Raw genomic sequence first — 12,803 nt, forward strand, 5'->3', positions numbered from 1 at the left:
CGCTGTCCCGGCCGGGGCTGTGGAAGCTCGTCGGGTGAGGCGTCGGGGGGGCGTCAGATCAGTTGGACGATCCTGCCGTCCGTGGTGCCCCCGCCCTCCTCCGCCTCGCCCGGGTCCCAGGCCGCGAACGGGTCGAAGCCGCGGTGGCCGACCTCGCCGAACACGGTGACCGGGCCGCCGCCGGACAGGGCGACGAGCTTCCACAGCCCCGGCCGGGACAGCGCGGCCGGGGCGATCGGCAGCGCGGATTCGGCGTGCGCGTCCGCCACCTGCCAGCCGTCCTTGGCCGGCACGGGTATGACATCGCGCAGGGTGACCGGCCAGGCGTCCAGCCAGGGGTCCTCCCGCAGGGCGTCACCGTAGACGGCCGGCGCGGCCGCGGCGGCGATCCCCGGCGGAGGCCCGGCCGGGGCCATGACCCCGAACTGCTCGCCCAGCTCCGCACGGAGCTGCCCGCCGCCCGGATACGGCGTCAGCTCGGCGTCGATCGTCACGCCCACCGGCAGCGCCTGAGCCGGGGACCGGCCCGCCGCGCCGAACGAGAGCAGCAGAGCCGTACGGCCCGACTCCCGCCCGGACAGCCAGATCCGTCGGGCGACGATCTTGCCGTCCGGGGTGTCGTACTGCGCGAGGACCAGCCAGTGGTCACGGACCGGGGCGCCCTCGGCGGACATGGGCAGTCCCACTCGCGTCCGCACGGTCGCGGCCAGTGGGTCCGGCAGCAGCTCCCGGCCGAGCCAGGCCGTGTCCAGCAGATGAAGCAGGCCGCACTCCTCCAGCAGGCGGACCGGCCAGCCCGGACCGGACCCGGTGATCGCACCCAGGTCCCTCACCCGGGCCGCGAGCCCTGGGGCCTGGGCGTCGACCATGCGGGCCGCGGTCTCCTCCCACAGGCCGTACCCCGAACGGTCCGTCGCGGCGAGTCCGCCGCGCAGGAGGTCGGCCAAGCGCTGTTGCAGCTCCTGGGCCCCGCCCGTGACGCGCTCGGCACGGCGCTCCGCCCGCTTCCTGGCGGCGGCGGGGTCGGCGGGACCCCGCGCGGTGTCACCGCCCGCGGCGGGCCCGCCCGTCACCGCCGCGCGTCCGCGCCGGGCCTCGATCCACACCGTGGCCCAGTCGGCCGGCTCACCCGGCCGGCACGCGGCCTCGTCGGACGCCCGGAGCAGCAACAGCCCCAGCGCGTGCTTGCACGGGAACTTACGGCTCGGACAACTGCAGGAGTAGGCCGGGCCGGTGGTGTCGACCACCGTGCGGTACGGCGTGCTCCCGCTCCCCTTGCACAGGCCCCACACCGCGCCCGCCGCGTCGCGGCCCGTGCCCGTCCACGGGCCGGCCGCGCCGAGCCGCGTACCCGCCTTGCGTGACGCGTCGTCAGGAGCCAGTGCCAGCACCTGTTCCACCGACCAGCGCGCCACCGGTCCACCGGTGGGCGAGGGCTCTCCCCCGTGAGATAGCAGCATGCGTCCGACGGTAGAGGGCACCACTGACAAACCCCTCCGACCTGCGAAGCAGCCGCTCCGAGCGGGATTTGACTTTGCCATTCCCTTGCGTTTCTCTGCGATCTCCGCGTACGGAAAATCCGTGCCCGGTCCGATCCAGGGGGGATCCCGGAATGAACCGCACCATCCGCACCGCAGGCACTGCCAGAACCACCCGCCCCGTACGCGCCGCCGCGCACGCCCTCGCTGTCGCCGGTCTCGTGCTCGGCCTCGGAGCCTGCTCGGCCGAGTCGGTGGACGAAGCGGTCGGCAAGGCGGTCGACACGACCGTGGACGAGAAGTACGAGGTCACGTACGAGGTCACCGGCAAGAGCGTCGACGAGATCACGTACCACGGGGGCGGTGGGGAGGCCATGGAGCCCAAGCTGGAGACCGCCACCGCGCCGACCCTGCCGTGGAAGAAGACCGTCGAGCTGCGCGGCATCATGCCGCCGGCCGTCATGCCGATGGCCGTGGACGCGGGCAGCGCCGACGTCACCTGCACCATCACGTACAAGGGCAAGGTCATCAAGGAGGCGAAGGGGGAGGGCATGCTCACGGCGGGCGGCTGCGTCGCCGTGTCGCCGATCGTGGGCTGACCGGCTGACCGGCTGACCGGCTGACCGGCTGTCCGGCTGTCCGGCTGTCCGGCTGTCCGGCCGAGCGCCTGCCCGACTGGTCGAGCGCGGGTCCGACTGGTCGAGCGCGGGTCCGGCGGGGCGACCGAGCTGGTCCCGCGTTCCTCCCAACGGGTCCTGACCTGCGGTCAGGGCCCGTTGTCAGTGGCATGGTGCACGGTGGGAACCAATCAGGTCGACCGATCTGGAGGGGGATCCATGACCGTGTCCGAAACCACCGCGGCCGTCGAGCCGGAGGCGGGCGCCGAGGCGCTCCGCCCGCACGCCGAGGACGCGTTCGCCGACGAGCTGAAGGCGCTCGAAGCAGCCGACGACCGCCCGAGGCCCGCCCGTTGGCGGCTGTCGCCCTGGGCCGTCGCCACCTATCTGCAGGGCGGGGCCCTGCCGGACGGCACGGTGATCACGCCGAAGTACGTGGGCCCGCGCCGCCTGGTCGAGGTGGCCGTGACCACGCTGGCCACCGACCGGGCGCTGCTCCTGCTCGGCGTCCCCGGTACGGCCAAGACCTGGGTGTCCGAGCATCTCGCCGCCGCCGTCAGCGGTGACTCGACGCTGCTCGTGCAGGGCACGGCGGGGACTCCCGAGGAAGCCGTCCGCTACGGGTGGAACTACGCCCAGCTGCTCGCCCACGGCCCCAGCCGCGACGCCCTGGTGCCCAGTCCGCTGATGCGGGCGATGTCCGAGGGCATGACCGCCCGGGTCGAGGAGCTGACCCGTATCCCCGCCGACGTGCAGGACTCGCTCATCACGATCCTGTCCGAGAAGACGCTCCCCGTCCCCGAGCTGGGGCAGGAGGTCCAGGCCGTCCGCGGGTTCAATCTCATCGCCACGGCCAACGACCGGGACCGCGGGGTCAACGAGCTGTCCAGCGCGCTGCGCCGCCGGTTCAACACCGTCGTGCTGCCCCTGCCCGCCACCCCGGAGGCCGAGGTCGACATCGTGTCCCGGCGCGTCGACCAGATCGGCCGCTCGCTCGACCTGCCTGCCGCGCCGGAGGGTCTGACCGAGATCCGGCGCGTGGTGACGGTCTTCCGCGAACTGCGCGACGGGGTGACCACCGACGGGCGCACCAAGCTCAAGTCCCCCTCCGGCACGCTCTCCACGGCGGAGGCGATCTCCGTCGTCACCAACGGTCTCGCGCTCGCCGCCCACTTCGGCGACGGCGTCCTGCGCCCCGGCGACGTCGCGGCCGGCATCCTCGGCGCGGTCGTCCGGGACCCGGCGGCGGACCGGGTGGTCTGGCAGGAGTATCTGGAGACCGTGGTCCGCGAGCGGGACGGCTGGAAGGACTTCTACCGCGCCTGCCGCGAGGTATCCGCATGACGAGCCCCGCCGGGACGGCGCCGACCACCACGACCGGGGCGGCAGCGGCGACCGGAGCGGCGACCACGACCGGGACGGCAGCGGCGATCGGGGCGCCGGCCGCGACCGGAGCGGACGGGCCGGGGGCCCGCGCGGCCGCCGGGCCCTGGCTCCTGGGGGTGCGGCACCACGGCCCCGGGTCGGCCCGCGCGGTCCTCGCCGCGCTCGCGGCGGCCCGTCCGGCCGCCGTCCTCATCGAGGGGCCGCCCGAGGGCGACGCGCTGCTGCCCCTCGCCGCCGACCCGCGAATGCGTCCTCCCGTCGCGCTGCTCGCGCATGCCGCGGACGACCCGGGGCGGGCCTCCTTCTGGCCGATGGCCGCGTTCTCGCCCGAGTGGGTGACCATCCGCTGGGCTCTCGACCACGACGTCCCGGTCCGCTTCATCGACCTCCCCGCCGCCCACTCCCTCGCGCTCAAGGAACCCGCGCCGGGCATCGGGAGCGACGAGCCGGCGGCGGGGGAGCGGGCCGGGGAAGAGACCACTCCGGTCGTCGACCCGATCCGGGTGCTCGCCGAGACCGCCGGATACGACGATCCCGAACGCTGGTGGGAGGACGTCGTCGAACACCGCTCACCCACCGGAGCGACGCCTACCCGAGCGACGTCCACCCGAGCGACGTCCACCGGCGGCCCGCCCGGAACCACGGTGGACGAGAGCGACGGGGGCGACGCGCTCGCGCCGTTCGTCGCGCTGGCGGAGGCCATGAGCGCTCTCCGTGAGGCGTACGGGGACGGCGGGCAGCCCCGGGACGCGGTGCGCGAGGCGTACATGCGGATCCAGTTGCGTACCGCGCGCAAGCAGTTCGGGGACGACGTCGCCGTCGTCTGCGGCGCCTGGCACGTCCCCGCCCTCGCCGCGCGGACCACCCTCGCCGCCGACCGTGCCCTGCTCAAGGGCCTCCCGAAGGTCAGGGCCGACCTCACCTGGGTGCCCTGGACCCACCGCCGGCTCGCCCGGCACAGCGGATACGGGGCGGGGATCGACTCGCCGGGCTGGTACGGGCACCTCTTCGACGTCCCCGACCGGCCGATCGAGCGATGGATGACCAAGGTCGCCGGACTGCTGCGCGAGGAGGACCGGTTCGTCTCCACCGCCCATGTCATCGAGGCCGTCCGGCTCGCCGAGACCCTCGCCGCCCTCCGGGGCCGCCCGCTGGCCGGTCTCGGCGAGACGACCGACGCGGTGCGGGCCGTCATGTGCGAGGGGTCCGACGTACCGCTGGCCCTCGTCCGGGACCGGCTGATCGTCGGCGAGACCCTCGGCGAGGTGCCGGACACCGCCCCTGCCGTCCCGCTGCAACGGGACCTGACCCGCAGCCAGCGCACCCTCCGGCTCAAGCCGGAGGCGTCGGAACGCGAGCTGGACCTCGACCTGCGCAAGGAGAACGACGCCGCCCGCAGCCGCCTCCTGCACCGACTGCGCCTCCTCGACGTCGGCTGGGGCGCCCCGGTCGAGGGCCGGGGCAGCACCGGCACCTTCCGGGAGAGCTGGCGGCTGAGCTGGGAACCGGAACTGCACGTCCGGGTCGCGGAGGCGGGCGTGTGGGGCACCACCGTGCTCACCGCCGCCACCGCGAAGGCCGAGTCGGGGGCCGTGGCGGCGACCGCGCTGGCCGACGTCACCGCACTCGCCGAACACTGCCTCCTGGCCGGACTGCCCGACGCGCTGCCCGTCGTGATGAGGGCCCTCGCGGACCGGGCCGCACTCGACGCCGACGTCGGCCACCTCGCGGACGCGCTGCCCGCCCTGGCCCGCTCCCTGCGCTACGGGGACGTGCGCTCCACGGACACGGCGGCGCTCGCGGAGGTCGCCGCCGGGCTCGCCGAGCGGATCTGCGTCGGCCTGCCACCCGCCTGCACCGGCCTCGACACCGACGGGGCCGAGGCGCTGCGCGGTCAGATGGAGGCCGTGCACGGTGCGATCGGGCTCCTGCTCGCCGGGACGGCCCCCGCCGAAGGACTGCGGGAGCGCTGGGACGCGGTCCTGCACAAGCTGGCGGCCCGGGACGCGGTCGCCGGGATCATCCGGGGCCGGGCCACCCGGCTGCTCCTGGACGAGGGGCGGCTGGCCGAGGACGAGGCGGCCCGGCTGATGGGTCTGGCGCTCTCGCCCGGAACGCCGCCCGCCGACGCCGCCGCCTGGATCGAGGGGTTCGTCGGCGGCGCGTCGGGCGGCGGCATGCTGCTGGTCCACGACGAGCGGCTGCTCGGCCTCGTCGACGCCTGGTTGATCGGTGTCCCCGCCGAGATGTTCACCGATGTGCTGCCGCTGCTGCGCCGCACGTTCTCCGCCTACGAACCGGGCGTACGGCGCACTCTGGGCGAGCTGGTCCGGCGTGGACCCGTCCCCGAGGGCACCCGCCGGGGCGACGCCGGCCGGGTGCCCGGGGGATTCGGACCCGGTCTCGACCGGGCCAGGGCCGACGCGGTGGAGCCGGTGCTGCGGCTGCTGATCGGCCACCGACCGGATCCCGGGGAGGCGGCTCGATGACGACGACCACGACCGACCCGGGCACGACGGACCACGGCGCGACGGACCCGACGGGGGAGACGATGGAACGGACGACGGCACAGGCCTGCGGGACGGCGCGGCCCACCGCCCCGCACGTGCCCGACGCCGAACGGCTTCGGCGCTGGCGGATGGTGCTCGGCGCGGACAGTGCCGAGAGCACCGGGCGCACCCTCACCGGCCAGGACGCCGCGATGGACGGTGCGTTGGACGCGCTGTACGGCGGGGGCGCGGGGAAGAGGCCCGGCGGCCGGGGCTCCGGTGGCCGTTCGGCGGGTCTCGGCGCGTCGGCGCCCTCCGTCGCCCGCTGGCTCGGCGACATCCGGACCTATTTCCCCAGCTCCGTGGTCCAGGTCATGCAGCGCGACGCGATCGACCGGCTCGGCCTGGCGGCCCTGCTCCTCGAACCGGAGATGCTGGAGGCGGTCGAGGCGGACGTCCACCTCGTCGGCACCCTGCTCTCCCTCAACAAGGCGATGCCCGAGACGACGAAGGAGACCGCACGCGCTGTGGTCCGCAAGGTCGTCGATGACCTGGAGAAGCGTCTGGAGAGTCGCACCAGGGCCACCCTGACCGGCGCCCTGGACCGCTCGGCGCGCATCAGCCGGCCCCGCCACCGGGACATCGACTGGAACCGCACCATCCGGGCCAACCTCAAGAACTACCTCCCCGTCCCGGGGGCCGGAGGCGCGCCGCCGACGGGCACGATCGTTCCCGAGCGCCTCATCGGCTACGGGCGCGCCTCCCGGTCCGCCAGGAAGGACATCGTCCTGTGCATCGACCAGTCGGGCTCGATGGCCGCGTCGGTCGTCTACGCCTCGGTCTTCGGGGCGGTGCTCGCCTCCATGCGCACCCTCTCGACCCGGCTCGTCGTCTTCGACACGGCGGTCGTCGACCTCACGGACCAGCTCGACGACCCGGTCGACGTCCTCTTCGGCACCCAACTCGGCGGCGGCACCGACATCAACCGGGCGCTCGCCTACTGCCAGTCGAAGATCACCCGCCCCGCGGACACCGTCGTCGTCCTCGTCAGCGACCTCTACGAGGGCGGCATCCGCGACGAGATGCTCAAGAGGGTCGCCTCGATGAAGGCCTCCGGCGTTCAGTTCGTGACGCTGCTCGCGCTCTCCGACGAGGGCGCCCCCGCGTACGACCACGAGCACGCGGCGGCGCTCGGGGCACTGGGCGCACCGGCGTTCGCCTGTACGCCGGATCTCTTCCCGGACGTCATGGCGGCGGCGATCGAGAAGAGGCCACTGCCCGTACCGGACAAGGAGACGCAACAGTGACCAGGGACTTGCGCAACCGTTCCTACCCGGAGAAGGGCGACCTGCTCGCACCCTGAGACGGACGCGGTGCCCGGGGGCTGAGAGGCCGCACGGTTCACCCCATCGGAGCACTCGGCCCAAGGGGACCCGGGCCGGGCGCCCCGGTTCCGACCAGCCTCTTCCGGCTCCCGGCGAGCCCCGCCCGGGAGCCGGAGAGGCCACCCTCTGTGACCGTTATCACCGCTCAGGTGTGATCTGCGATTTAGGGTCACACGGGGCGCGGGGATAACCTGCCGGATGGACATGCCGCGTACTCGGACACCGTGTACGCCTTCCTTGTGACCGCGCAGTCACGTTGCCCATCGCGGCACGCCCACGCAGAAGAACGAACCGCGATACCACTAAAAGGGACGGACGCGCGTGGACCTGTTCGAGTACCAGGCGAGGGACCTCTTCGCCAAGCACGGTGTACCGGTGCTGGCCGGTGAAGTCATCGACACGCCTGAGGCAGCCCGCGAGGCGACCGAGAAGCTGGGCGGCAAGTCTGTCGTCAAGGCGCAGGTGAAGGTCGGTGGCCGCGGCAAGGCCGGCGGCGTCAAGCTGGCGGCCGACCCCGACGAGGCGGTCGCCCGGGCGACCGACATTCTCGGTATGGACATCAAGGGCCACACGGTCCACAAGGTGATGATCGCCGAGCTGTCCCCGGAGATCGAGGCGGAGTACTACGTCTCGTACCTCCTCGACCGCACCAACCGCACCTTCCTGGCCATGGCCTCGGTGCAGGGCGGCATGGACATCGAGGAGGTCGCGGAGAAGACCCCCGAGGCCCTCGCGAAGGTCCCCGTCAACGCTGTCGACGGGGTCGACATCGTCAAGGCCCGCGAGATCGTGGCCCAGGCGAACTTCCCGGCCGACGTGGCCGAGGGTGTCGCCGAGGCCATGGTGACCCTGTGGGACACCTTCGTCGCCGAGGACGCGCTCCTCGTCGAGGTCAACCCGCTGGTGAAGACCAAGGACGGCCGGATCCTGGCCCTGGACGGCAAGGTGTCTCTCGACGAGAACGCCGACTTCCGTCAGCCGGACCACGAGGCTCTTGAGGACAAGGACGCAGCCAACCCGCTCGAGGCTGCCGCCAAGGCCAAGAACCTCAACTACGTCAAGCTCGACGGCGAGGTCGGCATCATCGGTAACGGTGCCGGTCTGGTCATGTCGACCCTGGACGTCGTCGCGTACGCCGGTGAGAACCACGGCAACGTGAAGCCCGCCAACTTCCTCGACATCGGTGGCGGCGCCTCCGCGGAGGTCATGGCGAACGGCCTGGAGATCATCCTCGGCGACCCGGACGTCAAGTCCGTCTTCGTCAACGTCTTCGGTGGCATCACCGCCTGTGACGAGGTCGCCAACGGCATCGTGCAGGCGCTCGCGCTGCTCGAGTCCAAGGGCGAGAAGGTCGAGAAGCCGCTGGTCGTGCGTCTCGACGGCAACAACGCGGAGCTGGGTCGCAAGATCCTTTCCGACGCCAACCACCCGCTCGTGCAGCGTGTGGACACCATGGACGGCGCGGCCGACAAGGCCGCCGAGCTCGCCGCGGCTGCGAAGTAAGGAAGAGGGACTCAGACCACCATGGCTATCTTCCTCACCAAGGACAGCAAGGTCATCGTCCAGGGGATGACCGGCGCGACGGGCATGAAGCACACCAAGCTCATGCTCGCCGACGGCACCAACATCGTCGGCGGCGTGAACCCGCGCAAGGCCGGCACCTCCGTCGACTTCGACGGCACCGAGGTACCGGTCTTCGGCTCCGTCGCCGAGGCGATGGAGAAGACCGGCGCGAACGTGTCCGTCCTCTTCGTGCCGCCGGCCTTCTCCAAGGCCGCCGTCGTCGAGGCGATCGACGCCGAGATCCCGCTCGCCGTCGTGATCACCGAGGGCATCGCCGTCCACGACTCGGCCGCCTTCTGGGCGTACGCCGGCGCGAAGGGCAACAAGACCCGGATCATCGGCCCGAACTGCCCGGGTCTCATCACCCCCGGCCAGTCCAACGCCGGCATCATCCCGGGCGACATCACCAAGCCCGGCCGCATCGGTCTCGTGTCGAAGTCCGGCACGCTGACCTACCAGATGATGTACGAGCTCCGTGACATCGGCTTCTCGTCCGCCGTCGGCATCGGTGGCGACCCGGTCATCGGCACCACGCACATCGACGCCCTCGCGGCGTTCGAGGCGGACCCGGAGACCGACCTCATCGTGATGATCGGCGAGATCGGCGGCGACGCCGAGGAGCGTGCCGCCGACTTCATCGCGAAGAGCGTCACCAAGCCGGTCGTCGGTTACGTCGCGGGCTTCACCGCCCCGGAGGGCAAGACCATGGGCCACGCCGGCGCCATCGTCTCCGGCTCCTCGGGCACCGCCCAGGCGAAGAAGGAGGCCCTCGAGGCCGCCGGCGTCAAGGTCGGCAAGACGCCGACCGAGACCGCCAAGCTGGCGCGCGAGATCCTCGGCGCCTGACGCAGTCGGCCAGGCGGCGGAGACACGCTGCGAACGGCGCGGGCCCGCACTCCCTGTGACACAGGAGTGCGGGCCCGCGCCGTTGGCGTACGCGCCTGCCGTGCGGGTGACGGCTCACCGGAGCTGCGGGATCAGCCGCTCCGGGCCGTGCGCCAACTGCTCGCGCAGCGACTTCTGGAGCTTCAGGTCCTGTGCGGTGAGCTTCTGCGGGCCACCGCGGGGCGGGACGCCCCCGACCCGCTCGGCGGGGGCGATCGGCGGCTCGTAGTGGGTGGGCGCGGTGTGCAGGGTCAGTCCGGTCACGGCGATGAGCAGCGCGACGCCCGCGATGGCGGCCCGGGTCCACAGCCTCGCCTTGTCCTCGCTGCCGGTGCGCACGGAACGGGCCGGCTGCGGTACGGGGACGTGCTCGGCGCGCGCGAGCCCGCCGAGCCGGTCGTGCAGCAGGGCCGACTGTTCGGCGGGCGAGCCGGCGGCCGCGAGTTCGGGGAGCCGCTCGGCGACGGCGGCGCGGGCGGTCATCAGACGGCCCGCCGCCGCCGGAGTGCTGGCCTCCGTCTCCGCCGCGGTCTCCGGGAGGTCCAGGCCGACCCCGTCGTACAGGAGGAGCGTGCGCCGGTAGGCCGGGGGCAGGTGGAGCAGCGCGTCGAACAGCGCCTGCTTCCCGGGCTCCGTGGGCGGGGCGTCGGGATGCCGGTGCGCGCGGCGCAGCCGGTGCCAGGGGGACATCGCGAACTCGTACGCCGCCGCGCGCACCCAGCCGGCCGGGTCGCGGTCGACGGCCACCTCGGGCCAGCGGTGCCAGGCCAGTTGGAAGGCACGCTCGACGGACTCGCGGGCCAGGGCGCGGCGGCCGGTCAGCAGATAGGCCTGCCGGACGAGGCCGGGGGCGGTCCGGGCGTACAGCTCGTCGAACGCCTCGGCGGGGGAGAGACGCCGCTCGTCGACCGCCTCCGTGGCCCCCTCCCCCTCCCTCTCTCCCTTTCCCTTTCCCTCTGCCTCCGCCACCACCGGCACCTGTGCTTCCGGAGCGGCTTCGGGAGCGGGCTCCTGAGCTGCCGCGGCCACACCCACCGCCACACCCACTGCCACGGCCGCGACCGCTGGTGGCGTCGCCGTGGGCGTCTCCGGTTCGGGGGCGATGAGCTTCGCGTACAGCGCGCGCTTGCGTCCGCGCGGGCTCGTGCGCCCCGTCTCCCAGGAGCGCACGGTGGCGCGCGTGACGCCGACCGCCGCCGCCACCTGCTCCTCGCTCAGCGATTTCGCCTCGCGCAGTCTGCGGCGCTCCTTGGGGGAGGGCAGCTGCGGTGCGGCGGCCCCGTCGGTCGTGCTCCGGGTCATGGACGACCCCCGGCAGCACCGCACTGAGTGAAAAAGTACATAAACGTATATTGAGCGACACAACGGCTGTTCGCGCGTTACGCGAAATAAGCGCGTGTCGTTGGCAGCATGGGCGGCGTGACCCAAATGACGCAACGCAGCCCGAAGGTGACGGTGGAGCGGAACCGCACCCTTGCCCTGGCCTCCGCCCTGGTGCGGGGGGCCGTCGCCGCCGGGCTCGGCCTCGGGGCGCTGACGGTGCTGGTCATGGTGTTGTGGATCAGTTCCCCGTATCCCGACAGCGGGCCGGGTGGTGCGCTGCGCGCGGCGGCCGGGGTCTGGCTGCTCGCGCACGGCGCGGGACTCGTGCGGCCCGACACCCTGAGCGGCGTTCCCGCACCCGTCTCCATGGTGCCGCTGCTGCTCGTGGTGGGCCCGGTCTGGCTGGCGCACCGGGCGGCGCGCGATGCGGCGGAGCCGGAGGAGGGGCAGCCCAGGCCTTCGCAGGCGGGCGCGTTCTGCGCGGTGACCGCGGGATACCTGCTGGTCGTGGCGGGGGCGGCGGCCGTTGCGCGGGGCGGTTCGCTGCGCCCGGACCCGGACACGCTGGTGTTCCCGGTGGCGCTGGTGGTGGCCGGTGCGGCGGCGGCCGGGGTGTGGACGGCGGCCGGGCGGCCACTCGGGCCCCTGCCGTCCTGGTCTCCCCTGGTGCTTCAGGAAGCGATCGCGCGGACGCTCTTCCGGGACCGGGCCGAGGCGGCGGGCCGGTCGGCGGCGGTGGGCGTGACGGTGCTGCTCGGGGGCGGCGCGCTGCTGGTCGCGGTGGCGCTCGGGCGGAACGCGGGGGCGGCGCAGGACGCGTTCCTGGGGCTCGCGGGCGACTGGTCGGGACGGTTCGCCGTGGTCCTGCTGGCCGCTTCACTCGTGCCGAACGCCGCACTGTGGGGAGCTTCGTACGGGCTCGGGCCCGGCTTCTCGCTCGGTACGGGAGCCTCCGCCACCCCCCTGGGCCTCGACGGGACTCCGGCGGCACCCCACTTCCCCCTGCTGGCGGCCGTGCCGGACCAGGGGCCGGGGTCCCCGCTGAACTGGGCGGCCCTGGCGGTGCCGGTGGCGGCCGCGCTGGCCCTCGCCTGGTTCACCGCCCGCAGGGCCGCGCCCGCCGACGCGCCCCGTGCTCAGGTGTGGAGCCGGCGCGAGACGGTGCTGGTGACGCTGCTCGCCGCGCTGGCGTGCGGCGCCGTGACGGGGCTGCTCATGGCGGTGGCTGGCGGCCCGCTCGGTACCGGGGCGCTGCGGGAGTTCGGCCCGGTGTGGTGGCTGGCCGGGCCGGCGGCACTGGCGTGGACGGCGGGCATCGGCGTACCGGCGGTCCTGCTGCTGCGCCTGTGGCGCCTGCGCACCCCGGGCTGGGCCTGGCGCAGGGACGTACCGGAAGCGGACGAGCCCCCGGTGACAGCGCCGGCGCCGACGAAAGCGGCAGCGAAGGCCAAAGCGACGGTGCCCGAGGAGAGGGCGGGGGCGGGGACGCGGACCGCCATCGGGCGTCCGCGACGCCGGTGGGCGCCGTGGCGCGGACGGGGAAGGGCGGCGGGCGCCTCCGGCGATGTGGCGCGGGGCGATTCCGTACTCGTCGCGTCCGCTGTTCCGGCCCCCGGGGCGGGCCCCGAAACGGTGTCCGGCGCTCTGGCCGGCGGGGCCGGTCCGGGAGTGGGGCGG

9 protein-coding genes are annotated in these 12,803 nt (G+C 73.7%); 7 read left to right on the plus strand and 2 right to left on the minus strand.

Features of this window, described 5'->3' with window-relative positions; translation table 11 throughout:
* Positions 1–53 precede the first annotated feature (53 nt).
* Positions 54–1,460 (minus strand): SWIM zinc finger family protein, encoded by a 1,407-nt coding sequence (locus tag HET64_RS28795; protein WP_215110079.1) that lies wholly within the window; start codon positions 1,458–1,460, stop codon positions 54–56.
* A 152-nt stretch (positions 1,461–1,612) separates the two neighbouring features.
* On the opposite strand from HET64_RS28795, the gene HET64_RS28800 reads away from it, so the two are divergent.
* From HET64_RS28800 to sucD, 6 genes are all read left to right on the plus strand, one after another.
* On the plus strand, positions 1,613–2,077 hold the full coding sequence (locus HET64_RS28800; RefSeq protein ID WP_215110080.1) for a hypothetical protein: 465 nt from the start codon (positions 1,613–1,615) through the stop codon (positions 2,075–2,077).
* Positions 2,078–2,314: 237 nt separating this feature from the next.
* Entirely contained in the window at positions 2,315–3,439 is a 1,125-nt protein-coding gene (locus HET64_RS28805) for an AAA family ATPase (protein WP_215110081.1), read from the plus strand.
* A complete protein-coding gene (locus HET64_RS28810; RefSeq protein ID WP_251146014.1) occupies positions 3,436–5,970 on the plus strand; it encodes a DUF5682 family protein in 2,535 nt (844 codons plus the stop codon). Before HET64_RS28805 ends, HET64_RS28810 begins: the two co-directional genes overlap by 4 nt.
* Entirely contained in the window at positions 5,967–7,277 is a 1,311-nt protein-coding gene (locus tag HET64_RS28815; RefSeq protein ID WP_215110082.1) for a VWA domain-containing protein, read from the plus strand. Before HET64_RS28810 ends, HET64_RS28815 begins: the two co-directional genes overlap by 4 nt.
* 399 nt (positions 7,278–7,676) lie before the next feature.
* Positions 7,677–8,858: an ADP-forming succinate--CoA ligase subunit beta gene (gene sucC, locus HET64_RS28820; protein WP_215110083.1), complete on the plus strand. Its 1,182-nt coding sequence runs from the start codon at positions 7,677–7,679 to the stop codon at positions 8,856–8,858.
* Positions 8,859–8,879: 21 nt separating this feature from the next.
* Positions 8,880–9,764 (plus strand): succinate--CoA ligase subunit alpha, encoded by an 885-nt coding sequence (gene sucD, locus HET64_RS28825; protein ID WP_215110084.1) that lies wholly within the window; start codon positions 8,880–8,882, stop codon positions 9,762–9,764.
* A 114-nt stretch (positions 9,765–9,878) separates the two neighbouring features.
* Here the strand turns inward: sucD and HET64_RS28830 are convergent, their stop codons facing one another.
* A complete protein-coding gene (locus HET64_RS28830) occupies positions 9,879–11,105 on the minus strand; it encodes a helix-turn-helix domain-containing protein (protein ID WP_215110085.1) in 1,227 nt (408 codons plus the stop codon).
* Between the two features lie 126 nt (positions 11,106–11,231).
* On the opposite strand from HET64_RS28830, the gene HET64_RS28835 reads away from it, so the two are divergent.
* On the plus strand, positions 11,232–12,803 hold a 1,572-nt coding region (locus HET64_RS28835), incomplete at its 3' end, for a DUF6350 family protein (RefSeq protein ID WP_215110087.1).

Origin of the sequence: Streptomyces sp. McG3 (assembly GCF_018619185.1) — a bacterium.
In the GTDB taxonomy this organism is placed as follows: Bacteria; Actinomycetota; Actinomycetes; order Streptomycetales; family Streptomycetaceae; genus Streptomyces.

Coding starts and splice junctions, on each gene's coding strand:
- HET64_RS28815 (WP_215110082.1), top strand. CDS start 5,967: ATGACGACGACCACGACCGACCCGGGCACGACGGACCACGGCGCGACG.
- HET64_RS28830 (WP_215110085.1), bottom strand. CDS start 11,105: ATGACCCGGAGCACGACCGACGGGGCCGCCGCACCGCAGCTGCCCTCC.
- HET64_RS28810 (WP_251146014.1), top strand. CDS start 3,436: ATGACGAGCCCCGCCGGGACGGCGCCGACCACCACGACCGGGGCGGCA.
- HET64_RS28805 (WP_215110081.1), top strand. CDS start 2,315: ATGACCGTGTCCGAAACCACCGCGGCCGTCGAGCCGGAGGCGGGCGCC.
- HET64_RS28800 (WP_215110080.1), top strand. CDS start 1,613: ATGAACCGCACCATCCGCACCGCAGGCACTGCCAGAACCACCCGCCCC.
- sucD (WP_215110084.1), top strand. CDS start 8,880: ATGGCTATCTTCCTCACCAAGGACAGCAAGGTCATCGTCCAGGGGATG.
- HET64_RS28795 (WP_215110079.1), bottom strand. CDS start 1,460: ATGCTGCTATCTCACGGGGGAGAGCCCTCGCCCACCGGTGGACCGGTG.